This is a genomic window from Stenotrophomonas sp. DR822 (assembly GCF_019793815.1).
Taxonomy (GTDB): Bacteria; Pseudomonadota; Gammaproteobacteria; order Xanthomonadales; family Xanthomonadaceae; genus Stenotrophomonas; species Stenotrophomonas indicatrix.
The window spans coordinates 2,332,032-2,358,840 of record NZ_CP081826.1 but is presented as its reverse complement, the minus strand read 5'-3'; the positions used below and the strand labels follow the sequence as shown (position 1 = coordinate 2,358,840).

The following is a 26,809-nucleotide window of genomic DNA, read 5'->3' as shown; positions in this document are numbered from 1 at the left end:
GATGCATGCATAACGAGAGCCCGATCACCCCGGCCAGAGCCGAGCCACGCCTGGCCGCAAGCGCATCGGCAGGCCAGCGGCCAGGCACCGCGCCGCTTTATGCGGAGCAGCGCCAGCGCGCCAAGCGCACCGCGTTGTGGGTGGGCGCGATCGCCGTACTGGTCTACGTCGGCTTCATCCTCAGTGGCGTGATCGGTCGATGAGCGAAACACCGGCCACCGCTCCGTCACGCAGCGCCGGCCTGCCGCGCCTGATCGGCGTTGCGGTGGTGGTGTTCCTGCTGACGTTCTCGCTGGTACCGCTGTATCGCATCGCCTGCGAGAAGGTATTCGGCGTGCGCCTGGAGCGTGGCCCGGGCAGCGAAGCCAGTACCGGTGCTGCCAGCGGCAAGCGCACCGTGCGGGTGGAATTCGATGGTGGCGTCAATTCGCGGCTGCCGTGGTCGTTCCATCCCGAGCAGCTGACCATGGATGTGGTGCCTGGCGAGCTCAACGAGGCGCTGTACTTCGCCCGCAACGACAGCCAGCAGGCCGTGGTCGGCAGCGCGGTGCCGTCGGTGGCGCCGGCACGCGCCTCCGGGTTCTTCAGCAAGACCGAGTGCTTCTGCTTCACTGCGCAGACCCTGCAGGCCGGCGAGAAGCGTGACATGCCGGTGCGCTTCATCGTCGATCCGGACCTGCCGCCGGAAATCCGCACGATCACCTTGTCCTACACCTTCTACCGCAACGATGCGTTGTCCGATCGGCTGGCGCCCGCCGCCACGTCGGAAGGCGCCCACGCTGCTCCCTGACCCGGATACCGACCATGGCCCAGACACCTACCGACGCCAACGTGTACTTCGTCCCGGCCCAGAGCAAGTGGCCGTTCGTCGGTTCCATCGCGATGATGGTGACCATGGTCGGCGTGGCCAGTTGGCTCAATGACGCCAGCTGGGGCCGCTGGACCTTCTACATCGGCGTGGCGATGCTGGTGCTGACCCTGTTCTGGTGGTTCAGCGATGTGGTGCGCGAGTCGCAGGCCGGCAACTACAACCGGCAGGTGGATGGTTCGTTCCGGATGGGGATGGTCTGGTTCATCTTCTCCGAAGTGATGTTCTTCGGTGCCTTCTTCGGTGCCCTGTTCTACACCCGCCACCTCGGCCTGTCGTGGTTGAGCGGCGAAGGGCGCGGGGTGATGACCAACGAGCTGCTGTGGCAGGGCTACTCGGCCGGCTGGCCGACCAATGGCCCGGCAGCGATCGGTGGCGCGTTCCAGACGATCCCGGCCTGGGGCCTGCCGCTGATCAATACGCTGATCCTGCTGACCTCGGGCGTGACCCTGACCATCGCCCACCATGCGCTGAAGGCGGGCAACCGCCGCCAGCTGTTGATCTGGCTGGGCCTGACCGTGCTGCTCGGCCTGGGCTTCCTGACCCTGCAGGCCGAGGAGTACATCCACGCCTACAAGGAATTGAACCTGACGCTCGGCTCGGGCATCTACGGTTCGACCTTCTTCATGCTGACCGGCTTCCACGGCGCACACGTGCTGCTGGGAACGATCATGCTGATCGTGATGTGGCTGCGGTCGGCGAAGGGACACTTCACCCGCGACAACCATTTCGGCTTTGAAGCGGCCGCGTGGTACTGGCACTTCGTCGACGTGGTGTGGCTGATGCTGTTCCTGTTCGTCTACGTGCTTTGACCGCGCAGGCGTCGGCAGCGTCAGCCGCCGGCGCTGCCTGGTCTGATGGGGCGTCAGCCGCCGATGCCGTGCGGTTTGATCCAGCCCATGTAGATGCTCACGATCACCAGTACGATCAACGCCACCGACACTCCGATGCGGCGGGTCAGTGCATTGACCGTGCGCTTGGTCTGGCCGCGGTCCACCAGCAGGTAATACAGGCCGGCGCCCAGATTCCAGACGATGACGATCAGAAACGCGATTACCAGCAGGGTCTTCAGCGAATCACTCATGCGCGGCTCGAGGGCAGGGTGGATGTGCCTATCTGACCGCGTTTGCGCGGACTTGTCATGATGCGCCAGCACACGCGCATGATCGGCTGGCTGATGGCGTTGCTGGCGATGGCCGGATTCACCGCGCTGGGGCTGTGGCAGCTGCAGCGGATGCAGGCCAAGCAGGCGTTGCTGGATGCACAGGGGCCAGCCGTGGCGCAGGCGCTGCCGTTGGCGCAGGCGCTGGCGGCGCAGGGCGCGCTGCATGGCGTGGCCGATCACGGTCGCTTCCTGCCGGGCGTGGTGCTGCTGGACAACCAGACCCGCCACGGCCGCGCCGGAGTGAAGATCTATCGTCCGTTCCGCAGCGATGCGGGCAGCGTGTTGCTGGTGGACCTTGGCTGGCGCGCGCTGCCGCCGGACCGCAGGTTGCCGGTGGTGCCGGCACCGCCGTCGCCGGTGGCCGTGCGAGGCCTGTTGGCGCCGCCCCCTTCGTCCGGGCTGGCGCTGGGGCCGGCGTTCACTACCACCGATGTTGCAGGGCGCTGGCTGGCCAGTCGCCTTCCCGCCGATGGCCTGGCTGCGGCACTGGGCCTGCCATCGTTGCCCGAGCGCGTGCTGCGACTGGATCCGGCGCTGCCGTTCGGCGATGAGCGCGATCTCGACCTGCTGCCGAACACGCTGCCGCCGCAGCGCCACCTGGGTTACGCCGTGCAGTGGTTCGGGCTGGCGTTGACCGTGCTGGTGGTGGCGCTGGTACTGGAATGGCGCAGAAGACGGCCCGTTGCCCGGTAGTGCCGGCCGCTGGCCGGCATCCCTTTCCCAACCATGAGAAAATGCCCCGCATGAACACTGCTACCTCCCCGCAGGCGCGCGGCAACGGCCGCCGGACCCTGGTGCTGCTGTTCGCCGTTTTCTTCGGGGCGATGGCGCTGGCCGCCCTCCTGCGTTTCTCCGGCTGGCAGCCAACCGCGCACCGCAATGCAGGGCAATTGCTGAAGCCGCCGGTGGATCTGCGCCAGCAACCGCCGACGCTGGCCAATGGCGCGGCCTACCCCTGGAACCCCGAGGCGCGCACGTGGCGCCTGCTGGTGGCCCCGGCCGGTGCCTGCGACGCGCAGTGCGTCACTTTGTCGCAGGGACTGGGCAAGGTGTGGCAGCTGTTCGGCCATAACGCCGATAATGTCGAGATCCTGTGGCTGGGAACGCCACCGGCGTCGATCGCCTCGCTGCCCGCGCTGCGGCCGCTGGCCCCGTCGCCAGCCCTGCGCGCGGCGCTGCCTGGCGTCGATGATCCGGCGGGCCTGCCGGTCTACGTGATCGATCCGAACGGCTTCGTGATCATGCGTCATGCCCCCGGGAGCGATCTCGGCGGCCTGCGCAAGGACATGGCCACGTTGCTGAAACTGAAGTGAGTCCCGTTTGATGAGCCTTTCCGCGCGTCCGGCGCTGCACCGCAATTTCCACCGCCTGGCGTGGTTCGCCATGATCATGACCGCGAGCACGATCATGTTCGGTGCCTTCGTGCGCCTGTCCGATGCCGGCCTGAGCTGCCCGGACTGGCCGACCTGCTATGGGCAGGCAACCTGGCCGCAGCACGTGGAAGAGACCATCGGCCACCCGGCAGCGGATATCCGTCCGCTGGAAACACACAAGGCCTGGCGTGAGCAGGTGCACCGCTTCCTGGCCGGCGCGCTCGGCATCGAGATCCTGACCCTGGCCCTGCTGGCCACACGCAAGCGGCGTTTCGGAAGCACGGCGGTGGTCACCGCCTGCGTGCTGGTGGCCGCGGGCATACCGCTGTACATGATGGGCTGGCATGGAACCGCCAGCGCGCTGGCGCTGGTCGGCGAGGCCATCCTGCTGATCGCGGCGCTGCGCTGGAGCAACATCGACCTGGCGCGCGCTGCGCTGCTGACGTTGGCGGTGGTGATCTTCCAGGCGCTGCTGGGCATGTGGACGGTGACCCTGTTGCTCAAGCCGATCGTGGTGATGGGTCATCTGCTGGGCGGCATGCTGATGTTCGGCCTGCTGGTGTGGATGGCCTGGCGTGCCACGCACATGCCGATCACCCTGGCCGAGGCGCCGAAGCTGAAGTGGCTGCTGCGCATTGGCGTGGCGGTGCTGGTCACCCAGATCGCGCTGGGTGGCTGGGTCAGCGCCAACTACGCGGCGCTGGCGTGTGGCGGCGGCAGCGCCTCGCTGGACAACTTCCCGCGCTGCGCCAACCAGTGGTGGCCGCAGCACAACTTCGCCGAGGGTTTCACCCTGTGGCGCGGTATCGGTGTGGACTACGAAGGCGGCGTGCTCGACGGTGCCTCGCGCATCGCCATCCAGATGGCCCATCGCCTGTTTGCCATCGTCGTTGCCGTTTACCTGCTGTGGCTGGGCCTGCGCCTGTTCCGGCTGCCGAGCATGCGCGGCTGGGCTTCGGCCCTAGTCGCGCTGCTGGTGCTGCAGGTCACCCTCGGCATCCTCAACGTGAAGCTGGCGCTGCCGCTGGAAGTGGCAGTGGCGCACAACGGCGTTGCCGTTGCCCTGTTGTTTGTATTGGTCAGCCTGCTGGCCCGCCTGCGTGCCCCGGACTGATCCCATGTTTTCCAACTATCGCCAGTACTGGGACCTGACCAAGCCCAAGGTCGTCGCCCTTATCGTCTTCACCGCCCTGGTCGGCATGGTCCTGGCCATTCCCGGCGTGCCCAGCTGGGAGCAGGTGCGTGCCGGCCTGCTCGGCTTCCTCGGCATCTGGCTTGCCGCGTCCGCCGCTGCAGCCATCAACCAGCTGCTGGATGCGCACATCGACGCGCAGATGGCGCGCACCTCGTGGCGTCCGCTGGTGGTGGGCAAGGTCAAGCCGTGGCAGGTGCTGGTATTCGCCGGCGTGCTGATCGTGCTGTCGATGGCGATCCTGGTGCTGTGGGTGAACTGGATCACCGCGGTGCTGACCTTCGCCTCGCTGATCGGTTATGCGGTGATCTACACCGTCTACCTGAAACGTGCGACCTCGCAGAACATCGTCATCGGTGGTCTGGCCGGTGCGATGCCGCCGATGCTGGGGTGGGCGGCGGTAACCGGCATGCAAGGGCAGTCGGACTGGGCGTACTCGTCGCTGCTGGTGCTGATCATCTTCATCTGGACGCCGCCGCACTTCTGGGCGCTGGCGATCTTCCGTCGCGAGGATTACGCCAAGGCGGAAATCCCGATGCTGCCGGTCACCCATGGCGTGGTGCACACCCGCAAGCAGATCATGGCGTACTCGGTGGTGCTGGCGCTGGTCTGCCTGCTGCCGTACCTGGTTGGCATGAGCGGAGCGTTCTACCTGGGCGGGGCGATCGTGCTCAACGCCGTGTTCCTCTGGTACGCCTGGCGCATGCTCAACCCGCCGGACGAGCTGTTCTCGATGAAGATGTTCAGTTACTCCATCGTCTACCTGATGGCGCTGTTCGCCTTCCTGCTGGTGGATCACTGGATCCTGCCCTGGTTGTAGCGGGCTTAGGCATCCACGCATGGCGTGGATCTACTTGAACTGTGGTTGTCGCGTCGCCATTGCTGTTCCTGACCCCAAGGAAAGGAAGGCGCAGGGATGCATTCGATCTTCCGCTGGACCGCCGCGCTGCTGCTGGCGCTGGGCATGGCCCTCAGTGCGCGCGCCGACGACACCGCTGCGCAGATCCGGCAGCACGCCGGTGACCACCGCCTGCTGGTACTGGGCGAATTCCACGGGACACGCGAAACGCCGCTGCTGGTGCGCCAGCTGGTGGACGACTACAGCCGCAACGGCCCTGTCGTGCTGGCGCTGGAACTGCCACGTGGGGAAACCCCCACGCTGCGCGATTACCTGGCTTCCGATGGCGGAGAGCAGGCACGCCAGCAGCTGCGCGGGCGTGCGTTCTGGACCGTGCGCGATGACCAGCACGATGGCCGTCGCATCCGCGACATGCTGGCGATGATCGAAAGCCTGCGCGTGCTGAAGTCGCAGGGGCGTGTAATCGAAGTGGTTGGCTATGACGTCAATGCCAGCAAGGGCGGCAACCAGGCACGCGATGACGGCATGGCCGCCGAGTTGCGGCGCCTGTACGGGCGCCTGCCGGCTGTCGCACGCATGCTGGTGCTGACCGGCAACGTGCACGCCATGCTGCAGCGGCCGCAAGGTGTGCCGCCGGAAATGCAGACGCAGCCGATGGCCTCCCAGCTGCGGGACCTGGAGATCTACAGCGTACGGTTGGGCGCGCAGCGTGGTCAGGCGTGGGGATGCGCGGGCAGTTGCATGGCGCGGTCACTTCCAGAGCAGGTGACCACGCGGCCGCGAGTCGATGCCCATGCGGGACGGCCGTACGACCTGTGGGTGTGGATGCCGGAGCTGAGCGTCGGCACGCTGGTGGATCCGTAGCGTCAGGCAAACCATCCACGCATGGCGTGGATCTACTTTTGTGGGCCCGACCTGCAGTAGATCCACGCCATGCGTGGATGGCTGTTCCACAGGTCAGGGCGCGCGCTTGGCATACCGTTGCGCGATCACGCCGCAGACGATCAGCTGGATCTGGTGATAGATCATCACCGGCAGCACGATCGCGCCGAGGCTGCCGCCAGCGAACAGCACCTTGGCGATAGGCACGCCGGTGGCCAGACTCTTCTTTGATCCGCAGAACACGATGGCGATCTCGTCTTCGCGGTTGAAGCGCAGGCGGCGGGCGATGAAGGTGATCAACGGCATCGCGATGCCCAGCAGTACCGCCGCCACCACCGCCACCGCCAACAGCGACAGCAGCGGTGTCTTGCTCCACAACCCCTCGGTGACCGCTTCGCCGAACGCCGAGTACACCACCAGCAGAATCGTGGCCTGGTCGGTGTAGCGCAGCAGCGCGCGCTGTTTCTCCACCCAGCCGGCGATCCACGGGCGCAGCAGGTGGCCGGCCACGAACGGCACCAGCAGCTGCAGCATGATGCCGCCGATGGCATGCAGCGGGTCATGCACGCCGCCGGAGGTGCCGGCCAGTGCGGTCAGCAGCAGGGGCGTGAGGAACACGCCGAGGATGCTCGACAGCGAAGCACTGCACACGGCCGCCGGCACGTTGCCGCGCGCCATCGAGGTGAACGCGATGGACGACTGCACGGTGGAGGGCAGGGTGCACAGGAACAGCACGCCCAGGTACAGCTCAGGCGTCAGCAGCCAGCCGGACAACGGCTTGAACAACAGCCCCAGCAGCGGGAACAGGATGAAGGTGCAGGCGAGGATCGTCAGGTGCAGGCGCCAGTGCAGCATGCCGCCGATGATCGATTCGCGCGGCAGGCGCGCGCCATGCAGGAAGAACAGCGCGGCGATGGCGACGGTGGTGACATCGTCGAGCACCAGGGCGGCGGCGCCCTTCATCGGCAGCAGCGAGGCCAGGCCGACGGTGCACAGCAGGGCGAGGGTGAAGTTGTCCGGTCGCAGGCGCGACCACCAGCGGGTCATGGTGGATGGGCTCCTTGGTGCGGGGGGATTACCCCGGGAATCAGGGGGTGGGAGAAGGGATCGCCAGACGCCCGCGGGTGGCCGCTTCCAACGACTTCAGGCCGGCTCGCTGGCCCAGTTGCAGCGCCTGTTCCGGGCTGGCGTGTTCGTAGCGTGCGTTGACCAGGCCGAGCACGGCACCGGCGCGGTTGCCGGAGGCGCAGTGCAGCAGCACCGGCCCCTGGCTCTGCTGCAGGGCCTGGTGCACGGCGCGCACATTGGCGGCATCCAGGCCCTCGGCACCGGCCACAGGAATGCGTACATAGCGCAGGCCGAGCGCTTCGGCCTCGCGTGTTTCATCGAAGCCGCGATCTTCATCGGGTTGGCGCAGGTCGATCACCGTGCGCACGCCTTGCGCAGCCAGTTCGCGCAGTTGCGCGGCCGTGGGCTGGCCACCGGCGTAGAGGCCGGGGCGGACTTCAGCAAGGACAGGGTCCGCAGCCCAGGCCGGCAGGACCGGGCAGAGCGACAACAACAGCAGGCAGGTCAGGCGCAGCAGCATGCTCTCTCCGGGGATATGTTCTGCCGCTACAGGCGCAGATTGGCGCGTGCCTTCAGCAGTTCGCGCATCTCGTACTTGTCAGTATCGTCCAGACCCTGTTGTCGCTGCTTGGCGTTGAGGTCGTCGATCCGCTGGAACAGCAGCTGCTTCTCCAGCTGGCCGACCGCGTCATGCAGTTCCACCGTCCACATCGCTTCATCGCCCGCCAGCGTCTGCGCGGCCAAGGTGTGCAGCGAGGCCTGTTCTTCGCGGCCGTCGAAATGCTCCAGCAGGGCGCCGGTACTGATGTCCGGGCGCTGTTCGACCAGCCCCAGCAATTCCAGCAGCAGCTCAACGCCGGGCAGGCGCAGGCCCTGGAAGTGATGCTTGCCGCCCAGGGTCAGGGCCAGCGACGGTTGCTGCAGCAGGACGGCGATCGCGCCGCGCACCAGGCTGCGCTTGGCCGCCGGTTGGATCGTGCGCGGCGCGGCGCGTTGTGGCATCTGCGGCCGGCCCGCTTGCGCGTTGCCACCCAGGCCGGTCAGCTGCGCCAACTGCTGCTTCATCAGGTCGCCGAAGGCACCATCGGGAATCTGCGCCAGCATCGGCTTGGCGCGCTCAGCCAGCCGTGCCTTGCCATCCAGCGTGCCCAGGTTGATCTCGCGGGTCAGCTCGTCGAAGAAGAACTGCGACAGCGGCGTGGCCTGCTTCAAGCGTTCGTCGAAGGCCTCGGCGCCTTCCTTGCGCACGATGCTGTCCGGGTCTTCGCCGTCGGGCAGGAACAGGAAGAAGGCCTGGCGGCCGTCCTTCATGCGTGGCAGCACCGATTCCAGCGCCTTCCAGCCGGCGCGGCGGCCGGCGGCGTCGCCATCGAAGCAGAAGAACACGTCCGGCGCGTTGCGGAACAACAGTTCGGCGTGGTCCGGCGTGGTCGCCGTGCCCAGCGTCGCCACCGCCTGGGTGACGCCGAACTGGAACAGCGAGACCACGTCCATGTAGCCCTCGACCACGATCAAGCGCTCGATCTTCTGGTTGGCCTGGCGCACCTGCCACAGGCCGTACAGCTCGCGGCCCTTGTGGAACAGCGCGGTCTCGGGCGAGTTGAGGTACTTGGGGCCGTCGTCCTTCTCGAACACGCGCCCGCCGAAGGCGATCACCCGGCCACGGCGGTCGAAGATCGGGAACATCACCCGGTCGCGGAACTTGTCGTAGACGTGGCCGCGGTCGTTCTTGGAGAACAGGCCAGCGCGGTCGAGCAGCTTCATCCGCCGCTCGTCCTTGCCCAGTGCGTCGCGCAGGCCGCTGTAGCCATCAGGCGCATAGCCGATCTGGAAGCGTGCGCGGTTCTCTTCATCCACGCCGCGGCCATCGAGGTAGCTGCGGGCTTTCTCGCTGCCCTCAAGGTTCTTCTGGAAGAACTTGGTTGCCGCGTCCAGCGCCGAATACAGCTCGCGACTATCATCCTGCTGCTGGGCGCTGCGCGGGTTCTCGCTGCGCGGCACTTCCATGCCGGCACGCTTGGCCAGTTCATCCACCGCGTCGAGGAATTCGAGGCGGTCGTAGTTCATCAGGAAGCTGATGGCCGTGCCGTGCGCGCCGCAGCCGAAGCAGTGATAGAACTGCTTGGTCGGCGAGACGGTGAACGAGGCCGACCGTTCGTCATGGAACGGGCAGCGCGCGGCGTACTCCTTGCCCTGGCGCTTCAACGGCACGCGACTGCCCACCACCTCGACGATGTCGGAGCGGGCCAGCAGGTCGTCGATGAAAGCGTCGGGGATACGGGCCATGGGCAACGAGGCAGGGCGCGGCGGCAGCCACGCGGAGGGGGGAGTCAGTCCCCCTAGTTTACCCCTTGCCGGCCACGTTCCCGGGCGCGTTAGACGCAGTGCCAGGGTCGATGCCGGCAGCCAGCAGATGATGGCGTGCGCGCAGGCGTTCATCGATCACCGCGGTCATCAGCGCGCCGACGAAGAAGACCACGGTGGCGTAGTAGATCCAGACCAGCGAGATCACCAGCGCACCCATCGAGCCGTAAGCACTGCCCGGTGCGACGGTGGCGATGTACACGCCGATGCCATAGCGGCCGAGCGCGAACAGCGCCGAGGTGATGAGGCCGCCGATGAAGGCCTGGCGCCACGCCACGCGCCGGTCCGGCAGGTAGTGATACATGAAGGCGAAGCCGACCGCGTACAGCAGCAGGCTGGTCAGGTAGCCGATGGCCGGCAGGATCGAGGGCAGCTGCGCAAAGGCCACCTGCAGCACGGTGGTGGCGGTCATCGACAGGATCAGCAGGAAGCCCAGCGCCAGCACCACGCCGAAGGAGAACACGCGTTTGCGCAGCCACGCCTTGATGCCCTCCAGGCGTTCGCCGCTGGTGCGGAAGATCAGGTTCAGTGCGTTCTGCAACTGGGCAAACACCGCAGTGGCGCCAACGAACAGCAGCAGCGTGCTCCACAGCCCGGCCAGCGATCCGACGTCGGGCTGGTTGTCGGCATTCTTCAGCACGGTTTCGGCCACGGTCGCGGCACTGCTGCCGGCCACCGAGCTGATCTGGTCGACCAGGGCCTGCTGTGCCGGCGGGTACAGCGAGGCGGTCAGCCACAGCAGCAGCACCAGCAGTGGCGCCATCGACAGCAGGGCATAGAAGGAAACCGAGGCGGCCTGGGTCAGCACGTCGATTTCGACGAAGCGCTTGACGACGGCCATCGGGAAACTGTCCTGCAGGCGCTTGATGTACTTGTGCAGGGACGCGGGGCCGCCGTGCGGCGCGCGGTCTTCGGGGGCGTGGGACGTTGGATCAACCATGCCGGAGTTGTAGCAGCACCACGTCGAAGACGCGGTGAAGCAGGTGCGCAGGAGCGCGTCCCGCAGTCCCTTCGCAGTGCGGAAGGGACCCGGGTCTGGCGTTGCTTACGACAGCGCCTGCTTGACCAGCTTGGACACCAGGCCCATGTCGGCCTGGCCGGCCAGCTTGGGCTTCAGCGCGCCCATCAGCTTGCCCATGTCGGCCGCGCTGCTGGCGCCGGTCTCGGCGATGGCCGCCTGGATGGCCGCGACAATCTCGGCTTCGCCCATCTTGGCCGGCAGGTAGGCTTCGATCACCACGATTTCGGCGCGCTCGATTGCCGCCAGGTCTTCGCGGTTGGCCGCTTCAAACTGGCTGACCGAGTCCTTGCGCTGCTTGACCATCTTGTCGAGCACGGCGATCACGGCGGTGTCGTCGAGCTCGATGCGCTCGTCGACTTCCTTCTGCTTGATGGCGGCGTTGATCAGGCGGATGACGCCCAGCTTGTGCTTCTCGCCGCCCTTCATGGCGGCCTTCATGTCTTCGGTGAGCTGCTGCTTCATGCTCATGACGAACCTCGTGGTGGTAGTAGGGCAGGGCGGATGCCCGGGCCCGGAAACGCAAAAAGCCGGCGACGCTCGCGCGTGCCGGCTTCGACTCCATCGCGGCAGGGAATGCCCACCGCAATGAAGATGCGTCCGATCAGTACAGGCGCTGACGCTTGGTAACGTCGCGCGACGAGCGGCGCAGCTGACGCTTCACAGCAGCGGCGGCCTTGCGCTTGCGCTCCTGGGTCGGCTTTTCGTAGAACTCGCGCTTGCGGGTTTCGGCCAGCACACCGGCCTTTTCGCAAGTGCGCTTGAAGCGGCGAAGAGCAAACTCAAAGGGTTCGTTCTCGCGGACTTTGACGCTGGGCATGGAATCTCCGGGACACAGTAGAACCGGGTCACGCCCGGCGAGCCGCACATTATAGTGGCGAATAAACAAACTGCAAGCCACAAATCCTGAATAGGGGCAAGTTGTTGGATTGCAGTGAGGCCTGCCAGTTCCCCGAGGGGTTGGCAGGGGCGTCATAATAGCAGGCATGCGAGTCCTTGGCATCGAATCTTCCTGTGACGAGACCGGCGTGGCGGTGTATGACACCGACCTGGCCGGCAGCGCTGCCCTGCGCGCCCATGCGGTCTACAGCCAGATCGCCCTGCACGCCGAGTACGGCGGTGTGGTGCCTGAGCTGGCCAGCCGTGACCACGTGCGCAAGCTGCTGCCGTTGATCCGGCAGACGCTGGCCGAGGCCGGGCTTGGCGTGAACGACATCGACGGGGTGGCCTACACCGCCGGCCCCGGCTTGGTCGGGGCGCTGCTGGTGGGCGCCGGCGTGGCCCGGTCGCTGGCCTGGGCGCTGGAGGTTCCCGCCGTGGGCGTGCACCACATGGAAGGTCATCTGTTGGCGCCGCTGATGGAAGACGATCCGCCGCAGGCCCCGTTCGTGGCCCTGCTGGTGTCCGGTGGCCATACCCAGCTGGTGGCCGTCGATGCCATCGGCCAGTACCGGCTGCTGGGCGAAACCCTGGACGACGCGGCAGGCGAAGCCTTCGACAAGACCGCCAAGATGATGGGCCTGCCGTACCCCGGTGGGCCGCAGCTGGCCGCGCTGGCCGAGCAGGGCACGCCGGGCGTCTACCGCTTCACGCGGCCGATGACCGACCGCCCGGGCCTGGATTTCAGCTTCTCCGGCCTGAAGACCCAGGTCCTGATGGCCTGGCGCGACAGCGACCAGAGTGAGCAGACCCGCGCCGACATTGCCCGTGGCTTTGAAGACGCCGTGGTCGAGACCCTGTGCATCAAGTGCGAACGCGCGCTGGAAGCGGCCGGCACCAATGTGATCGTGGTGGCCGGTGGTGTGGGTGCGAACAAGCGCCTGCGCGCCCGCCTGCAGCAGATGGCCGAGCGCCTCGGCGGCCGCGCCTGCTTCCCGCGGCCGGCGTTGTGCACCGACAACGGCGCGATGATCGCCTTCGCCGGCGCGCTGCGCCTGCTGGCGGGCCAGCACAGCCCCCCGAAGGTGGACGTCACCCCGCGCTGGGACATGGCGACGCTGCCGGCGGTGTGAAGCCCCGCAACCGGTAGCGCCGGGCCATGCCCGGCGGACGCATTATGGACGCCCTGCCAACGGAGACGCCGCCAATACCGTCGTCGCCCGTTCATGGCGCTGCAGCCATGCCAGCGTGTGTGGGCACCGGGCGTGGATCAGCCGCCCGATCGCGGCCAGGTCGGCGCCGATGTCGCGCTCGATGATCGGTTCGTGGTGGGCGATGCGGTTGCGCAGGTGGCGGATGCGGTCGAGGTCGGCATGGATGGTGGTGCGGACGGTGCCGACAGTGTTCTGTGGAGCGTTGGGCAGAGCGATCTTCAGGCTTCGCGTCCAGAGGGGCCCCTCAAAGCGCCGTGTAAAGAGTTGCTGCCAGAATGCGAATCGAAGGGTGGCGATGATCTCCGGCGTGTTCATCTGCTGATTCGATCGCTTGTGCAGGTCCTGCAGCGCCGACAACGCGCCATCGGCGGGCATGCGCTGCAACAGTGCTGGATGCCATGGCCAGCGGGGACCATAGGCATGCGCAAGTGCTGCGGCGACTGCGTTGCGGATGACGATTTCACAGATGTGAAGCGGCGATAGCAAAGCGCTACACATCTGCATGTTCCAGACATACAGCGAGGCCGCATCCAGGGAATGACGGTCTGCGATGCGTTTGTAGGTCGCCCAGCGTGGTCGGGATAGTGCTGCTTGCAGGATCCTCTGCTCTTTCATTGGCGGCGGAATCACGTTGTGGATCACCAGCGTGCGCCGGCCGCCGTACGGGTGATATCGGGCAATGCCATCCGGTTGCCTGGCAGAACTCCCAACGGCATTCGGACTTCCCCGGAATGTCGCGAATGCCTCTGGACGACAGGGAAAATGATCTTCATCCTTCGCAGCGTGTGCTTCGGGACTCGCGGCTGGATTCCAGCTCCCCCCGAGGACGTTGAGAGGTACCAAAGGGCCCCGCTAGCAGGGCCCTTTGTCTTTTCCAGACCTTGTGAATGCCCGGCGAGCCGCCTCCGTTCCGGGCAGGCTCACTGCCGTCCCGTTACCATGGCCGCCTGTTTTCCGGCTGGTAACCGCAATGGACAAGGTTTTCATCGAAGGGCTGACGATCGACGCCCTGATCGGCATCTACGATTGGGAGCGGCGGATCCGCCAGGACCTGGTGTTCGATCTGGAGATGGGGTTCGACAACCGTCGCCCGGCCGCCAGCGATGACATTGCCCATACCCTGAACTACAAGGCAGTCAGCAAGCGCCTGGAGCAGTTCGTGCGCGAATCGGAGTTCGGGCTGGTGGAGACCCTGGCCGAGCGCTGCGCGCAGATCGTGCTGGACGAGTTCGACGTGAAGTGGCTGCGCCTGAAGCTGAGCAAGCCAGGGGCGGTGCGCGGTGCACGTGCGGTCGGCGTGATCATCGAACGCTCGCGGGACTGACACGCCGGTAGTGCTGGCCGTCGGCTGGCAACCCCCGGTAGTGCCGGCCGCTGGCCGGCAACCTCAACAGCAATGAAGAAGGAGACAACCGATGGTGGACGCAGTGGTGGCGGTACAGTGGCTGGAAAAGCTGCAGAACACACTGGAACCCTATCCTGGCGCCTACCTGGCGTTGATGATCTCGGCGCTGCTGGTTGCCGCCGGCCTGGCCAACTGGGTGACCAAGCGCATCCTGCTGCGCGGCCTGCGTCGCCTGCTCAACCGCCTGCCCGGCGCCGATACCGGCCGCGGCAGCCATCTGATGCGGGTCATTTCGCGGCTGTCCAACGTGGTGCCCAGCCAGGTGATCGCCTCGGGCATCCGTATCGTGCCGGACCTGCCGCCGGGCCTGGTCGGCTTCATCATCGGTGCCTGCCAGGCGTGGGCGATCCTGACCGTGGTGCTGGCGCTGTCGCATGCGCTGGATGCGGCCAACGACCTGTACGAACGTCGCCCCGAGGCGCGCAACAAGCCGATCAAGGGGTACCTGCAGGTCGCCAAGATCATCATCTTCGTGATCGCCGGGCTGTCGATCGTTGCCACCCTCGCCGGTGTCGATCTGCGCTACCTGGTCACCGGCCTGGGCGCGGCCACCGCAGTACTGATGCTGATCTTCCAGGACACCATCCTGTCGCTGGTGGCCAGCGTGCAGATCAGTGGTGATGGGCGTATCCGCATCGGCGACTGGATCGAGATGCCCAGCCAGAATGCCGACGGCGATGTCATCGATATCGCCCTGCATACGGTGACGGTGCAGAACTTCGACAAGACCATCACCACCATCCCGACCAAGAAGCTGGTGACCGAGTCGTTCAAGAACTGGCGCGGCATGCAGGAGGCCGGTGGCCGCCGGATCAAGCGCGCGCTGTTCCTGGACCAGCACAGCGTGCGTTTCATGGAGGAGGACGACCTGGCTTTCCTCGGCCAGTTCGCCCTGCTGGGCGACTACCTGCGCGGCAAGCAGCAGGAGCTGGGCCAGTGGAACGGGCGCCTGCGCGAGCAGGGCGTGGCCGAGGTCAACAGCCGCCGGGTGACCAACCTGGGGACCTTCCGCGCCTACGTGGAGCGTTATCTGGCCAACCACCCGGGCATCCATACCGACATGACGCTGCTGGTGCGCCAGCTGCAGCCGACCACCGAAGGCCTGCCGCTGGAGCTGTACTGCTTCACCCGCAGCACCGCCTGGGGCGAATACGAGGCTGTGCAGTCGGACATCTTCGACCACCTGCTGGCGATCCTTCCCGCCTTTGGCCTGCGGGTGTTCCAGGCGTCCAGCGACGCGATGTTGATGTCCGGGCAGCGCCAGTTGGCCGGCTCGGAGTAAGCTGCGATGCCCCCGGTCGGACCGTACGGATCCGGCTGGTGGCTGAAACTGAATGACGAAACCTCTCGCCAAATCGTCCGGGATCGCTAGAATGCCGGGCTTGTAAACGTTTTCATCAAGGACTGCCGGTGGCCTCCGATCGCATCGAATCCCTCATTGCCCAGATGACCGTCGAGGAAAAAGTCGGCCAGCTGGGAGTCTTCGCGGACATGGTCCGCCCGTTCGCCCCGGACGTGAACCCGGAAGCCAACGTGCGCAATGCCGACCAGGTGCTGCAGCAGGTGCGCGAGGGCAAGGTCGGCTCGCTGTTCAACGGTGTCGGCGCCGAGCTCGGCCGCCGCATCCAGCAGGTCGCCACCGAGGAGAGCCGCCTGGGCATCCCGGTGATCCTGGCGGCCGACGTCATCCACGGCATGCGCACGGTGTTCCCGATTCCGCTCGGCGAGGCCGCCAGCTTCGAGCCGGACCTGGCCGAGCGCACCGCGCGCGCCACTGCGGTTGAAGCCACCGCAGCCGGCCTGCACTGGACCTATGCACCGGCAGTGGACATCGCCCGTGACCAGCGCTGGGGCCGCGGTGCCGAAGGTGCCGGTGAGGACGTGGTACTGGGCTGTGCCTTCGCCGCTGCCCGCGTGCGTGGCTTCCAGGGCAGCGACCTGCGCGCCGCCGACTCGCTGCTGGCAACGCCCAAGCACTTCGCCGCCTACGGCGCGGTGATGGCCGGCATGGAATACAACATGGTGGACATTTCGCCGCAGACCCTGCGCGATGTGCACCTGCCGCCGTTCAAGGCGGCCTTCGACGCTGGCGCGATCACCGTGATGTCCTCGTTCAACGACATCAACGGCGTGCCGGCCAGCGCCAACGCCGAGCTGCTGACCGACATCCTGCGCGGTGAATGGAAGTTCCCGGGCGTGGTGATCTCCGACTACACCGCCGACATGGAACTGGTCGCGCACGGTTATGCCGCCGACGACCGCGATGCCACCGCCAAGGCGTTCACCGCCGGCCTGGACCTGAGCATGCAGAGCGGCTTCTACGCCGAGCACCTGCCGGGCCTGGTGGAGAGCGGCGAGGTGCCGATGAGCGTGCTGGATGAAGGCGTGCGCCGCATCCTGTGGCTGAAGGAGGCCATCGGCCTGTTCGACGACCCGTACCGTTCGCTGGACCCGGCGCGCGAAGCCGATACCTCCCATATCGACGCCCATGACGAACTGTCGCGTGATGCCGCGCGCCGTTCGATCGTGCTGTTGAACAACCGCGACAACGTTCTGCCGCTGCAGAAGAACGGGCAGAAGATCGCGCTGATCGGCCCGTTCGTGCAGGACCGCGACAACATCGAAGGCTGCTGGACGCTGTTCGGCGACAAGCAGCGTTACGTGGATCTGGAAACCGGCGTGCGCGCGGCCATCGGCGATGACACGCTGCTGGAAGTGGTCCCGGGTTGCGAACTGGAAGCCGCCATTGCCGGTGGCACCGAGGCGGCCGTGGCCGCTGCGCTGCGCGCCGACGTGGTGGTGCTGGCGCTGGGCGAGCCGCAGCGTTACAGCGGCGAGGCGCAGTCGCGCGTGGAGATCACCCTGCCGCCGGCACAGCAGGCGCTGGCCGAAGCGGTGGCGATGACCGGCAAGCCGCTGGTGGTGCTGCTGCGCAATGGTCGCGCGCTGGCCCTGCAGGGCGCGGTGCGCAATGCGCATGCCGTTGCGATCACCTGGTACCTGGGCACGCAGACCGGCCATGCCGTTGCCGATGTGCTGTTCGGCGATTACAGCCCCTCCGGCCGCCTGCCGGTCAGCTTCCCGCAGGTGTCCGGCCAGCAGCCGTACTTCTACAACCACCCGCGCACCGGTCGCCCGGAACTGCCGACGATGTCGGAATTCAAGGCACGCTGGCGCGAGATTCCGAACGAGCCGTTGTACCCGTTCGGCCACGGCATCGGCTACACCACCTTCGCCTACGGCGTGCCGCAGTTGAGCAGCGCGCGCGTCGGCTGGGACGACACCCTGACCGTGACCACCACGCTGACCAATACCGGCAGCGTGGCCGGCGAGGAAGTGGTGCAGCTGTACATCCACGACCGCGTGGCCAGCCGCGTGCGACCGGTGCGCGAGCTGAAGGACTTCCGCAAGGTGGCGCTGCAGCCGGGCGAGTCGGCCGAGGTGGTGTTCACCCTGACCCGTGAACAGCTGGCATTCACCGGCCGCGACGGCGTGCTGCGTGCCGAGCCGGGCCTGTTCGACGTGTGGGTGTGCGCCTCGTCGATGGCCGGTGACGCGGTGCAGTTCGAACTGCTGAAGGCCTGACCGGTAGAGCATCCACGCATGGCGTGGATCTACTGGCAATGAGTAGCGCCGGGCCATCCCCGGCGTCCTCACCCATGGCGAACACGCCGGGCACGGCCCGGCGCTACCATCGGAGCCTGATCCGATGGAGACCGCGCATGCGCACGATGGCTTACCTTGTTCCTGTCCTGTTGCTGGCAGCGTGCTCGCAGCCGGCACCGCCGCCCGAACCTGCCGCCGATGCGCCTGCGCCGATGACGGGCGCGACGCCGGCCGAAGCGGCCGCCAGCACCACGCCCGATGTGGTCGCCGCGCCACAGGCTGCGGTGGAGCACGCCAAGGATGCGGCTGCGACGCCGGCCGATGCTGCCAACCCCGCAGCACCTGCGGCGGCAGACGACGCCCGCGCGCGCATCGAGACGCTGCTCGGCGATGCGGCGCAGTATGAAAAAGTATTCACTGCCTTCAAGACCGCAGTGGTCGGTGGCGACCGCGCGGCGGTGGTTGAAGAAGTGCGTTTCCCGTTGAACATCAGCGGTGGCAGGAAGATCACCGGGCCCAGTGAATTCCAGCGCAACTACGAAAAGATCATCACCCCGGCGGTGGTCAAGGCGGTGTCCGCGCAGGACTTCGGCACGGTGTTCGTCAACCAGCAGGGCGTGATGATCGGCGATGGCCAGGTCTGGCTGACCGGCCAGTGCCTGGACAAGGCCTGCACGCGCACCGAGGTGAAGGTCGGCACCATCCAGTAATGAAAACGGCCCCGTATGCAGGGCCGTTCCAGATCGGTAGTGCCGGCCGCTGGCCGGCAACCAGGGCTCCTGCAGGTGCCGGCCAGCAGCCGGCACCACCCGGCCGTCAGGCCTTCGGCGTGAGCTTCAGCAGCCGTGCCTTGCTGCCGTCTTCCAGCAGCCACAGCGCGCCGTCCGGGCCCTGTTCCACTTCGCGGATGCGCTCGCCCATGTTGAAGCGTTCGGCCTCGCGCGCGCTGTCGCCGTCGAAGGCAACCCGCACCAGCGAGGTGGACGACAGGCCACCGATGAAGGCGCTGCCCTTCCACTGCGGGAACAGGCTGCCGCTGTAGAACATCAGGCCGGCCGGGGAAATGACCGGGTTCCAGGTCACCTTCGGTGCGGCGAACTCCGGGCGGGTGTCATGGTCGGGAATCGGACGGCCATCGTAGTGGTCGCCGTTGGACACGATCGGATAGCCGTAGTTGGCACCGCGCACGATCAGGTTCAGCTCATCGCCGCCGGCCGGGCCCATCTCCTGCGCCCACAGCTTGCCATTGGCATCGAAGGCGATGCCCAGCACGTTGCGGTGGCCGAGCGACCACACCTGCGCGGCCACACCGCCCTGCGAGGCGAACGGATTGTCGGCCGGCAGGCTGCCGTCGTCGTTGAGGCGGATGATCTTGCCCAGGTTGCCGCTCATGTCCTGCGCAGGATCGAACTTCTGCCGTTCGCTCGAACTGATCCACAGCTTGCCGTCCGGGCCGAAGGCCAGGCGGTGGCCGTAGTGGCCTTCGCCACTGACCTTCGGCGTCTGCCGCCAGATCACCTTCAGGTCCTTCAGCTGGCCGCCGCCGCTGGCATCGAGGGCGAGGGTGGCACGGGCCACGGCCGCGCCGCGCGTGTCCAGCGTGCCTTCCTCGGCGTAGCTGACGTACACCACACGGTTGCGGGCGAAATCCGGATGCAGGATGACGTCACCGAACCCACCCTGGCCGCCGTAGGCGACCTTGGGCACACCGGTGATCTCATGTTTCTGGCCGCTGGCCAGGTCCAGGTGCTGCAGCTTGCCGCGCTTTTCGGTGACCAGCAGGCTGCCATCGGGCAGGAAGGTCATCGCCCACGGCTGGTCGAACCGGCTGACCTCGGTGGCGGTGAAGGGGCGCTGGTCTGCGTTGGCCGCGGCGGTCGCCGGGGCCTTCTGGCCAGACGCATCAGGGCCGGCCGCGTTGCAGGCGGTGGTGGCGAGGATCGGCAGCAGGCCGAGGGCGAGCAGCAGGGGCGTGCGGGTCATGGGTATCTCCAGCGGAAGGGGATGCGGATGGCCAGGCTCTCCGTTGTATACCACCGGGGCGGTGACGGTCGTGGCCCGAAGGTCCTGCTCCCCCCTGTGCGGCATGGCGCGGATCGTCTAGGGTGTTCTCGCCCGGGCAAAGCATTGCCCGCCTGTCTGCCAAGGACCTGCAATGAACGCACCCCTCATCCATCGACCCTCGCCCGCCTTCATCGCCGCCTCGTGGGTGGCCCTGCTGCTGGGCGCGGTGGCTTACCTTGTCGGCCTGTTCAATGCCGAGATGCCGCTGAACGAGAAGGGCTATTACCTGACCCTGCTGCTGTTCGGCCTGTTTGCGGCGGTATCGCTGCAGAAGAGCGTGCGCGACCGCGTCGAGGCCATTCCGGTGAGCGGCCTGTACTACGCGCTGTGCTGGTTCGCGCTGCTGTCGGCGCTGTTGCTGCTGCTGGTCGGCCTGTGGAACGCCACCCTGGTGCTGAGCGAAAAGGGCTTCTACGGCATGGCGTTCGCGCTGTCGCTGTTTGGCGCGGTGGCGGTGCAGAAGAACACCCGCGACCTGATTGCCGCCAACGCGGCCGAGCCCAAGCGCGCGTCGTCGATCCCGCCGCTGCCGGAACAGGAATGACCGGCTGAGGTAGCGCCAAGCGCCTGCCCAGGCCAGGCCTGCAACGCAGAAGGCGCCGAGCAGGGGCTCGGCGCTACTGTGGCTGCATCACTCAACAGCTGGAGGGGTCAACCGTGGCGCGTCAGCCGCGGATCGGCTACATGGGCTTCATCCCAACCGCGGCGGACAGCGGCGCGGGCCTGATCCCATTCCAGGCGGCTCTTGCCGCGCTCGGTCGCCCAGCGGGACTGCAACTCCGCTTCGACCTGTTCGTAGGCGCGGATCACCTGATCGGCGCGGGTTTCGTTGAAGCGTGCTGCGTGGCCGATCTGATAGGCCGGCTCGTAGTCATCGAACAGCAGGCTGGCGTCGTAATACGGTTCGGCGCTGTAGCGGTCGCGCCAGTAGTCGGAAATGGCCTCGCGCGGGGTGCTGTCTTCCGGCACGCGACCGGGAATCTGGTAATCGGGGCTCATGGACAGAAGGCTCCGTAGTGGACGAAGCCTGATCGTGCCCATCGGCCGGTTAACGCGCCGGACCGGCAGCGTGATCGGCAGGTCAATCAGCAGCGGCATCCTTGCGCGGCAGCTTGTAGATCACCGCGCCAACGGCGAAGGCGACCAGCGCCGCGACGATGTTCTGCCAGCTGGCACTGGCAAACAGGGCCACGCACAGCAGCAGGGCCAGCACCGGAATCAACGGGCCGCCGGGCAGCTTCAGCGCGCCGGGACGGTCGGCATAGCGCTTGGCCAGTACCAGCACTGCGGCGGCCGTGCCGATGTAGGCGAACAGGCGTGTGGTCATCGACAGCAGTGCCAGCTGCACGAACGACCCGGACAGCGCCAGGCCGAGGGCGATCAGGCCCTGGCAGAAGATCGCCGCGGCCGGGGTACGGAAGCGCGGGTGCACCTGCGCCAGCACCTTCGGGCCGTAGCCATCGCGGGCCAGGGCGAACAGGAAGCGCGGGCCCATCATCATCGTGTTGCTGTTGGTGCCGAGGATGGAGATGGTCGCGCCCACGGTGAGGATCAGCGCCAGCGCCTCGCCGCCGAAGCTGGAAGCCGCATCGGCCAGTGGCGTGGCCGAGTTGGCCAGGCCGGGCAGCGTGCCCTGCGCCACGATCTGCACCGCCGCGTAGATCACGGTGACGGTGACGATCATGGTGATCAGCGCGAACGGGATGTCGCGGCGTGGGTTGCGGTATTCACCGGCTGCGGCCGGAATGTTCTCGAACCCGGCGTAGGCATACAGCAACAGCAGCGCCGCCTCGCCCATGCGCTGCAGGTCGTGCGGGTCCGGGCGCTGGCCGGAGAACGCCAGCTGCGGGTCGATGTAGAAGGCGCCGATGGCCACGAACAACAGCAGCGGCAGCATCTTGCCGATCACCAGCACGATGCCGGTGCGGGCGGCCGAACGCACGCCGATGATGTTCACCCCGGTGAGGAAACCGAGCGAGAAAACGATGATCGCGATGCGGCCCATGCCTGCGCCTGCCCACGGCCAGAACCGCGCCACGGCGTCGGCCAGCGCATTGCTGAGCGCAGCGGCCGAGCTGATGCGGGTCAGCCAGATCATCCAGCCGATCTCGAAGCCGGCGAAGCGGCCAAAGGCTTCGCGCGCGTACAGGTAGCTGCCACCGGGTTCATCGAAATAGCTGGCCGCCTGCGCGTAGCACAGCACCAGCAGGGCGACGACGATGCCGGCGGCGACCACGCCCCACAGGCTGAAGGGACCGAGCAGGGCGACCGTGGCGGCCGGCAGCAGGTAGATGCCGCTGCCGACCACATCGTTGATGGACAGGCCGACGATCTGCCAGCGGCTGACCGCGCGTTGCAGTTGCGGTTCGTCGGCGGTGCTCAACGTACGGCTCCTTCAAGCGCGGGCAGTTTCCACTGTGCCTGCAGGCGCTGGTATTCGGCCCTTGGCAACAGGACGAAGCGTGGCGTGTCCTGCGGGCGCAGCCAGTCCAGCAACGCCTGCATGCGCACCTCTGGCATCGCAGTGCAGCCAGCGGTGGCCTCGCCGGGCTGGCGCCACAGATGGGCGAAGATGCAGCTGCCCTTGCCGGGTTGGTTGTCCGGGTTGTGCGCGATCACGAAGCCTTCCCGGTAACGCACGTCGCCCTGGTTGTGCAGGTCCAGCCGCATCGGTTCGGTGGAACCGGCTATGGCGGCGCTGCCCACCTTCTTCGCATCGACGATGCGGTTGTAGAACGGCGATGCTGGCACGTCCATGCAGTAGCTGCTCTCGAGCATCGGCTGATAGGTCATCGCCGTGCCGGGCCGGGTGATGGCATAGCCGAACGCGCTGCCCAGCGCGAACACACCGGCCGGACTGCGGCCATCGCCTTCCTGTTTCTGCGGACCGTCGGTCTGGGCAGGATGCAGGCCCAGGCCCCAGGCACTGCCGGTGCGACCCAGCGCGACCGGGAAGGCCTGGCCGTGCCTGCGCCAGTGCTTGCCGTCGCGCACGAAGGCCTGCAGCTGGCCCTGCGTGCTGTCCCAGGTCTCGCTGGTGACCACGATCAGTTGGCGAGCGTTGTCCAGCGGGGCAGCGTGGAGAGCCGCTGCGGCAACGAGCAGCAGCGCGGCAGATGCAAGGCGGGCCAGCAGCAGGTTCATCGGGCGCTCCGGTCAGGAATCCAGCAGGTGGTCGATCCGTTCCAGGTTCACCGCCAGCTGCTGCTGGCGATCCGGATTGGCGTGGCAGAGCAGCACGAACAGGAAATCGAGCAGGGCATGCATGGCGCTACGGTACAGCAGCTGCGCCACCTGCGGCGCGCGGTCGTGCGCGCACACCACCAGTGCCGCATCGGCATGCGCGCGCAGCGGGTTGGCGGTGTGGCGGGTGATCGACACCACCTTGCCGCCCATGTCCTGGAACTGGCGCGACAGCTGCGAAAGCTGTGGCAACTTGCCGAACTCGGAGAACATCAGCAGCACATCGCCCGGGCGCGCGGCGGACAGGTTGGCCAGCATCAGGATCGGATCGGTATGCGGCACCACCAGCAGGCCGAGCAGCGACAGCCGCATGGCGAATTCGCGCGCGTACAGGCCGTCGTCACCGAGGCCGTACACAAACAGCTTGGGCGCGCCGTCGAGCAGTTGCACGATGCGCTCGATCTCCTCGCGTGGGTTGGCCTGGCGGGTTTCTTCCTCGGCCTGGGCCTTGCTGCGGCGCAGGGCGTCGCCCAGGCGCAGGTAGTCATCGCTGATGTCTGGTTCGGCGGGCGCCTGCTGTGGGTCGGCACCGGCGCGGGCGACGTCCTCGCCGATGGAATATTTCAGGTCCGGGTAGCCCTTGAAGCCGAGCTTCTGGCTGAACTTGACCACGCTGGACTGGCTGATGCCCAGCGCGCTGGCCAGCTGCTGCGAGGAGTAGTCGCGCAGCAGGTGCGCGTTGTCGAGGATGAAGTCGGCGATGCGGCGTTCGATGGCCGACATCTGCCCGCGCTCGGTGCGGATTTTCAGCAGGGGCGGCATGCGGGGCGTCCGATGGTCGTGCGCTGGAGCATAGAGGACCGCGTTGCGGTTGGCGGCGTAGAGCAGAGTATGTGGTGGCTCGGGCGGGTGCCAGCCGCGAAGGGGGTACGGGGTAGGGCAGAAGCAAGAGCAGGAGCATCCACGCATGGCGTGGATCTACTGATGGCGGCGATCGTTGTGTCAACGATCAACCCAGCATCTCCAGCCCCCGCACTTCGGTGATGCCCAACCCCGGCACATCGCTGATGCTGATCTCCGACTCGTTGAAGCGCACCCCGCCGCTGACCGGGTCGAACTGGCCCAGCGATGGGCCGTCGAGGTCGACCTTGGTGATCACATCGCTCTTGGCTACCGCCAGGTGCACCGCTGCGGCCACGCTGATGCTGGATTCGATCATGCAGCCGATCATGCACGGCACGCCGTAGATGCCGGCGATGTCGGCAATGCGGATTGCGTTGGACAGGCCACCGGTCTTCATCAGCTTGATGTTGATGATGTCGGCGGCGCGCTGCTGGATCAGGTCCATCACCTGGCTCGGACTGAACACGCTCTCGTCGGCCATCACCGGGGTGTTGACCCGATCGGTTACGTACTTCAGGCCGCTGATGTCGGCGGCCTTGACCGGCTGCTCCAGCAGTTCCAGCACCACACCTGCATCTTCCAGCGTGCGCATCGCATGCACTGCCTGCTTGGCGGTCCAGCCCTGGTTGGCATCCAGTCGCAGCAGCGCACGGCCTTCGACGGCGGCATGGATCGCCTTGACCCGTTCGATGTCCACGCCGATGTCCTTGCCGACCTTGATCTTCAGCGACTCGAAGCCGCGTTCGATCGCCGACAGCGAATCGGCCACCATCTTGTCGATGTAGTCCACGCTGATGGTGATGTCGGTGGTGATCACCGGGTCGCCACCACCGAGCATCTGGTACAGCGGCGCGCCATGCAGCTGCGCCCACAGGTCGTACAGGGCGATCTCCACCGCCGCCTTGGCGCTGGTGTTGCGCTCCATCGCGGTCTGCACCAGCGTGCACAGGCGGTTGAGGTTGACCACCTCCTGGCCGATCAGGCGCGGGGCGATGAAGTGCCGGATCGCTTCGATGATCGAGCCGTGGGTGTCACCGGTGATCACCGCGGTGGCAGGCGCCTCGCCGTAGCCGGTGTGGCCGCTGTCGGTGCGGATCAGCACCACCACGTCCTCCACGGTTTCCACCGTGCGCAGCGCGGTCTTGAAAGGGGTCTTCAGCGGCACGCGCAGCATGCCCAGTTCGATGGCGGTGATCTTCATTCAGGGGTTCTTGGCACGCAGGCGTTGGATGTTGGTGATGCGATCGATGTAGCGGACGCTGTCGCTGGCCATCATCGGCTCCAGCGGGGTGACCGATACGCCATTGAGGTGGGCCTGCACACGCTTGCCGTCGGCGCCGAACCAGCTGCCGCCCGCGGTATCGTGGATCACCCAGGTGCGGCCATCGACGTGGCCGATGGCCATCATCACGTGGCCGGGGATGTAGACCAGGTCACCCACCTGCAGATCGCTGACGGCGCGGTCGCGCACGGCCTTGCCGTCCTTGGCGGTGAACGGCAAGCGGTCCAGCGCGGGACTGACCGCCTGTGCGCTGGTATTGCGTGGCAGCAGCACGCCGAAGCTGCGGTAGATCTCCGATACGAATCCACTGCAGTCGCGGGTGTCGTAGTCGTGGCCCCAGCCGTAGCGCTCGCCGAGGAACTTGAACGCTTGCTGCAGCAGCAGGCGCGGGGTCAGCTGCAGGTAGTCGGCGGCGGTGTCCTGCGAGCGCGGCAGCAGCGCCGGCACCAGCTTCAGGCGGCCATCGGCCTCGCGCACCGGCAGCTGCACCACCCACGAGGCGTGCGCCTGTTGCCCGTTCACCGGCTCGGCGGCGGGCCAGTCGGCCAACACCGGCAGGCGCACGCCCATGTCCAGCTGCAGGCGCGAGACACGCGGTTCCTCGGGTGTGTAGGCGGTGTGCGCCGTGGCAGCGGTGACGATGCGGTACGGGCCCTTCGCGCCGTAGCCGAGCACCGTGGCCTTGTCACCGCTGGCCACCGCGTCGGCTTCGATCCATGCGCTGTAGCGCTCGCTGTGCACGAACAGCCAGCGGCCGTCGGTGCTGCGGTGGACGACGGCAACCTTGTCGCCGGGGAACAGTGCCGACTCCTGGAAGCGGTCGATGTCGGTATCGCCGACGGTGCTGAAGACACGCTGGCGGGTGGGGAAGGTGCGCAGCGCGGCGCGCTTCACCACCAGGGCGTAGTCCGGCGACACCTGCGACGGAACTGCGTCGAGACCGAGGTTGGCTTCGATCGCGCTGCGCACGTCCGGTGCGATGGCGCGGCCCTTGTCGTCATACAGCGCCCGCGTGGGCCAGCTCGACAGCGTGGTGATGCTGTCACGCACCTGTGCCGCGCTGAGCTGCGCAGGCAGGGTGGCGATGTCCTGGATGTGCTTGTCCTGCGCGCGCATCCGCGCGTTCTGCGCCTCGATCTGCGCGCGGTCCAGGATAGGTGCGTCGGCATTGTCCAGCCGTGCCGCCCAGTAGTCCGGGGTGAGGTAGGCCTCGTGCAGGCCGATCACGTAAGGCAGCGCGGCGCCGGGGTCGGGTACAGGCGTGGCCGCCTGGGTGAATGCGGGTGCACCCAGCAGGCCCAGGGCCAGTGCCAAGGTCAACCGGTGCGGCCAGTGCCGACGCGGTTTGCGGGAAGCCAGGATCATGCGCTGCACACCCTCCTCGAATGCCTGTTGGAATATTTATTCCTTTTGGCCCCGAAAGCAAGAATAAATTATTGACCGGTCTCCCGGCCCGTGTTACACAGCCGTTACCACCCGCGCTT

The 26,809-nt window shown here is 67.0% G+C and carries 29 protein-coding genes; 14 read left to right on the top strand and 15 right to left on the bottom strand.

Annotated elements, in window-relative coordinates:
- Window positions 1-5: 5 nt before the first annotated feature.
- From K5K93_RS10910 to K5K93_RS10900, 3 genes are read left to right on the top strand one after another with little or no spacing between them, the layout of a single operon-like run.
- On the top strand, window positions 6-203 hold the full coding sequence (locus K5K93_RS10910; RefSeq protein ID WP_093821020.1) for a hypothetical protein: 198 nt from the start codon (window positions 6-8) through the stop codon (window positions 201-203).
- Window positions 200-790: a cytochrome c oxidase assembly protein gene (locus tag K5K93_RS10905; protein ID WP_100461555.1), complete on the top strand. Its 591-nt coding sequence runs from the start codon at window positions 200-202 to the stop codon at window positions 788-790. Before K5K93_RS10910 ends, K5K93_RS10905 begins: the two co-directional genes overlap by 4 nt.
- Window positions 791-804: 14 nt before the next feature.
- Window positions 805-1,680 (top strand): cytochrome c oxidase subunit 3, encoded by an 876-nt coding sequence (locus tag K5K93_RS10900; protein ID WP_025878291.1) that lies wholly within the window; start codon window positions 805-807, stop codon window positions 1,678-1,680.
- 53 nt (window positions 1,681-1,733) lie between these two features.
- Here K5K93_RS10900 and K5K93_RS10895 read toward each other — a convergent pair whose 3' ends face one another.
- Window positions 1,734-1,952: a twin transmembrane helix small protein gene (locus K5K93_RS10895; protein WP_010484233.1), complete on the bottom strand. Its 219-nt coding sequence runs from the start codon at window positions 1,950-1,952 to the stop codon at window positions 1,734-1,736.
- A gap of 57 nt (window positions 1,953-2,009) precedes the next feature.
- On the opposite strand from K5K93_RS10895, the gene K5K93_RS10890 reads away from it, so the two are divergent.
- The 5 genes from K5K93_RS10890 to K5K93_RS10870 all read left to right on the top strand — a co-directional run bounded on the left by K5K93_RS10890 (window position 2,010) and on the right by K5K93_RS10870 (window position 6,321).
- Window positions 2,010-2,726: an SURF1 family protein gene (locus K5K93_RS10890; RefSeq protein WP_093821018.1), complete on the top strand. Its 717-nt coding sequence runs from the start codon at window positions 2,010-2,012 to the stop codon at window positions 2,724-2,726.
- A gap of 50 nt (window positions 2,727-2,776) precedes the next feature.
- Window positions 2,777-3,346 carry a hypothetical protein gene (locus tag K5K93_RS10885; protein ID WP_033830168.1) on the top strand — a complete coding sequence of 190 codons (570 nt, stop codon included), beginning with the start codon at window positions 2,777-2,779 and terminating at the stop codon, window positions 3,344-3,346.
- Window positions 3,347-3,356: 10 nt separating this feature from the next.
- On the top strand, window positions 3,357-4,520 hold the full coding sequence (locus tag K5K93_RS10880; protein WP_222387885.1) for a COX15/CtaA family protein: 1,164 nt from the start codon (window positions 3,357-3,359) through the stop codon (window positions 4,518-4,520).
- A 4-nt stretch (window positions 4,521-4,524) separates the two neighbouring features.
- Window positions 4,525-5,418, top strand: coding sequence for a heme o synthase (gene cyoE / locus K5K93_RS10875; protein WP_033830169.1), 894 nt, complete (start codon window positions 4,525-4,527; stop codon window positions 5,416-5,418).
- Between the two features lie 96 nt (window positions 5,419-5,514).
- Complete coding sequence (locus K5K93_RS10870; protein ID WP_222387884.1) at window positions 5,515-6,321, top strand: calcium-binding protein; 807 nt, start codon at window positions 5,515-5,517, stop codon at window positions 6,319-6,321.
- Between the two features lie 93 nt (window positions 6,322-6,414).
- On the opposite strand, the gene K5K93_RS10865 is transcribed toward K5K93_RS10870, so the two are convergent.
- The 6 genes from K5K93_RS10865 to rpsU all read right to left on the bottom strand — a co-directional run bounded on the left by K5K93_RS10865 (window position 6,415) and on the right by rpsU (window position 11,609).
- Window positions 6,415-7,386: a bile acid:sodium symporter family protein gene (locus tag K5K93_RS10865; protein ID WP_093821016.1), complete on the bottom strand. Its 972-nt coding sequence runs from the start codon at window positions 7,384-7,386 to the stop codon at window positions 6,415-6,417.
- A gap of 40 nt (window positions 7,387-7,426) precedes the next feature.
- Window positions 7,427-7,927 (bottom strand): protein tyrosine phosphatase family protein, encoded by a 501-nt coding sequence (locus K5K93_RS10860; protein WP_093821014.1) that lies wholly within the window; start codon window positions 7,925-7,927, stop codon window positions 7,427-7,429.
- Between the two features lie 26 nt (window positions 7,928-7,953).
- Window positions 7,954-9,693, bottom strand: a complete 1,740-nt coding sequence (dnaG, locus tag K5K93_RS10855; protein WP_025878279.1) for a DNA primase — start codon at window positions 9,691-9,693, stop codon at window positions 7,954-7,956.
- A gap of 58 nt (window positions 9,694-9,751) precedes the next feature.
- Window positions 9,752-10,711: a YihY/virulence factor BrkB family protein gene (locus tag K5K93_RS10850; protein WP_222387883.1), complete on the bottom strand. Its 960-nt coding sequence runs from the start codon at window positions 10,709-10,711 to the stop codon at window positions 9,752-9,754.
- Between the two features lie 105 nt (window positions 10,712-10,816).
- Complete coding sequence (locus K5K93_RS10845) at window positions 10,817-11,260, bottom strand: GatB/YqeY domain-containing protein (RefSeq protein WP_032975623.1); 444 nt, start codon at window positions 11,258-11,260, stop codon at window positions 10,817-10,819.
- A gap of 133 nt (window positions 11,261-11,393) precedes the next feature.
- On the bottom strand, window positions 11,394-11,609 hold the full coding sequence (gene rpsU / locus K5K93_RS10840) for a 30S ribosomal protein S21 (protein WP_002808376.1): 216 nt from the start codon (window positions 11,607-11,609) through the stop codon (window positions 11,394-11,396).
- A gap of 166 nt (window positions 11,610-11,775) precedes the next feature.
- Here rpsU and tsaD point away from each other — a divergent pair, with 166 nt between their 5' ends.
- Window positions 11,776-12,801, top strand: a complete 1,026-nt coding sequence (tsaD, locus tag K5K93_RS10835; protein WP_049468546.1) for a tRNA (adenosine(37)-N6)-threonylcarbamoyltransferase complex transferase subunit TsaD — start codon at window positions 11,776-11,778, stop codon at window positions 12,799-12,801.
- A gap of 42 nt (window positions 12,802-12,843) precedes the next feature.
- Here tsaD and K5K93_RS10830 read toward each other — a convergent pair whose 3' ends face one another.
- The gene (locus K5K93_RS10830; protein ID WP_314817794.1) at window positions 12,844-13,524 is read right to left on the bottom strand and encodes a hypothetical protein; all 681 of its coding nucleotides are present in this window, start codon (window positions 13,522-13,524) and stop codon (window positions 12,844-12,846) included.
- Between the two features lie 328 nt (window positions 13,525-13,852).
- On the opposite strand from K5K93_RS10830, the gene folB reads away from it, so the two are divergent.
- From folB to K5K93_RS10810, 4 genes are all read left to right on the top strand, one after another.
- Entirely contained in the window at window positions 13,853-14,206 is a 354-nt protein-coding gene (gene folB / locus K5K93_RS10825) for a dihydroneopterin aldolase (RefSeq protein ID WP_025878255.1), read from the top strand.
- A 91-nt stretch (window positions 14,207-14,297) separates the two neighbouring features.
- Window positions 14,298-15,569, top strand: coding sequence for a mechanosensitive ion channel domain-containing protein (locus K5K93_RS10820; RefSeq protein WP_222387882.1), 1,272 nt, complete (start codon window positions 14,298-14,300; stop codon window positions 15,567-15,569).
- 128 nt (window positions 15,570-15,697) lie between these two features.
- Window positions 15,698-17,872 carry a glycoside hydrolase family 3 N-terminal domain-containing protein gene (locus K5K93_RS10815; RefSeq protein ID WP_093821006.1) on the top strand — a complete coding sequence of 725 codons (2,175 nt, stop codon included), beginning with the start codon at window positions 15,698-15,700 and terminating at the stop codon, window positions 17,870-17,872.
- 137 nt (window positions 17,873-18,009) lie between these two features.
- The gene (locus K5K93_RS10810; RefSeq protein WP_222387881.1) at window positions 18,010-18,603 is read left to right on the top strand and encodes a hypothetical protein; all 594 of its coding nucleotides are present in this window, start codon (window positions 18,010-18,012) and stop codon (window positions 18,601-18,603) included.
- Between the two features lie 106 nt (window positions 18,604-18,709).
- Here the strand turns inward: K5K93_RS10810 and K5K93_RS10805 are convergent, their stop codons facing one another.
- Window positions 18,710-19,876: a PQQ-dependent sugar dehydrogenase gene (locus tag K5K93_RS10805; protein ID WP_222387880.1), complete on the bottom strand. Its 1,167-nt coding sequence runs from the start codon at window positions 19,874-19,876 to the stop codon at window positions 18,710-18,712.
- Window positions 19,877-20,048: 172 nt separating this feature from the next.
- Here K5K93_RS10805 and yiaA point away from each other — a divergent pair, with 172 nt between their 5' ends.
- Window positions 20,049-20,501: an inner membrane protein YiaA gene (gene yiaA / locus K5K93_RS10800; protein WP_025878247.1), complete on the top strand. Its 453-nt coding sequence runs from the start codon at window positions 20,049-20,051 to the stop codon at window positions 20,499-20,501.
- 107 nt (window positions 20,502-20,608) lie between these two features.
- On the opposite strand, the gene K5K93_RS10795 is transcribed toward yiaA, so the two are convergent.
- From K5K93_RS10795 to K5K93_RS10770, 6 genes are all read right to left on the bottom strand, one after another.
- Complete coding sequence (locus tag K5K93_RS10795; protein ID WP_025878246.1) at window positions 20,609-20,956, bottom strand: hypothetical protein; 348 nt, start codon at window positions 20,954-20,956, stop codon at window positions 20,609-20,611.
- An 82-nt stretch (window positions 20,957-21,038) separates the two neighbouring features.
- On the bottom strand, window positions 21,039-22,340 hold the full coding sequence (locus tag K5K93_RS10790; RefSeq protein ID WP_222387879.1) for an amino acid permease: 1,302 nt from the start codon (window positions 22,338-22,340) through the stop codon (window positions 21,039-21,041).
- Window positions 22,337-23,101, bottom strand: coding sequence for a L,D-transpeptidase family protein (locus tag K5K93_RS10785; RefSeq protein WP_025878244.1), 765 nt, complete (start codon window positions 23,099-23,101; stop codon window positions 22,337-22,339). The genes K5K93_RS10790 and K5K93_RS10785 overlap by 4 nt, the downstream gene beginning before the upstream one ends.
- A gap of 12 nt (window positions 23,102-23,113) precedes the next feature.
- Entirely contained in the window at window positions 23,114-23,962 is an 849-nt protein-coding gene (locus tag K5K93_RS10780; RefSeq protein ID WP_025878243.1) for a MurR/RpiR family transcriptional regulator, read from the bottom strand.
- Window positions 23,963-24,149: 187 nt separating this feature from the next.
- A complete protein-coding gene (locus K5K93_RS10775; RefSeq protein WP_025878242.1) occupies window positions 24,150-25,244 on the bottom strand; it encodes a dipeptide epimerase in 1,095 nt (364 codons plus the stop codon).
- Window positions 25,245-26,690, bottom strand: a complete 1,446-nt coding sequence (locus K5K93_RS10770) for an SH3 domain-containing protein (protein ID WP_222387878.1) — start codon at window positions 26,688-26,690, stop codon at window positions 25,245-25,247. It abuts the gene before it with no gap.
- Between the last annotated feature and the right edge of the window lie 119 nt (window positions 26,691-26,809).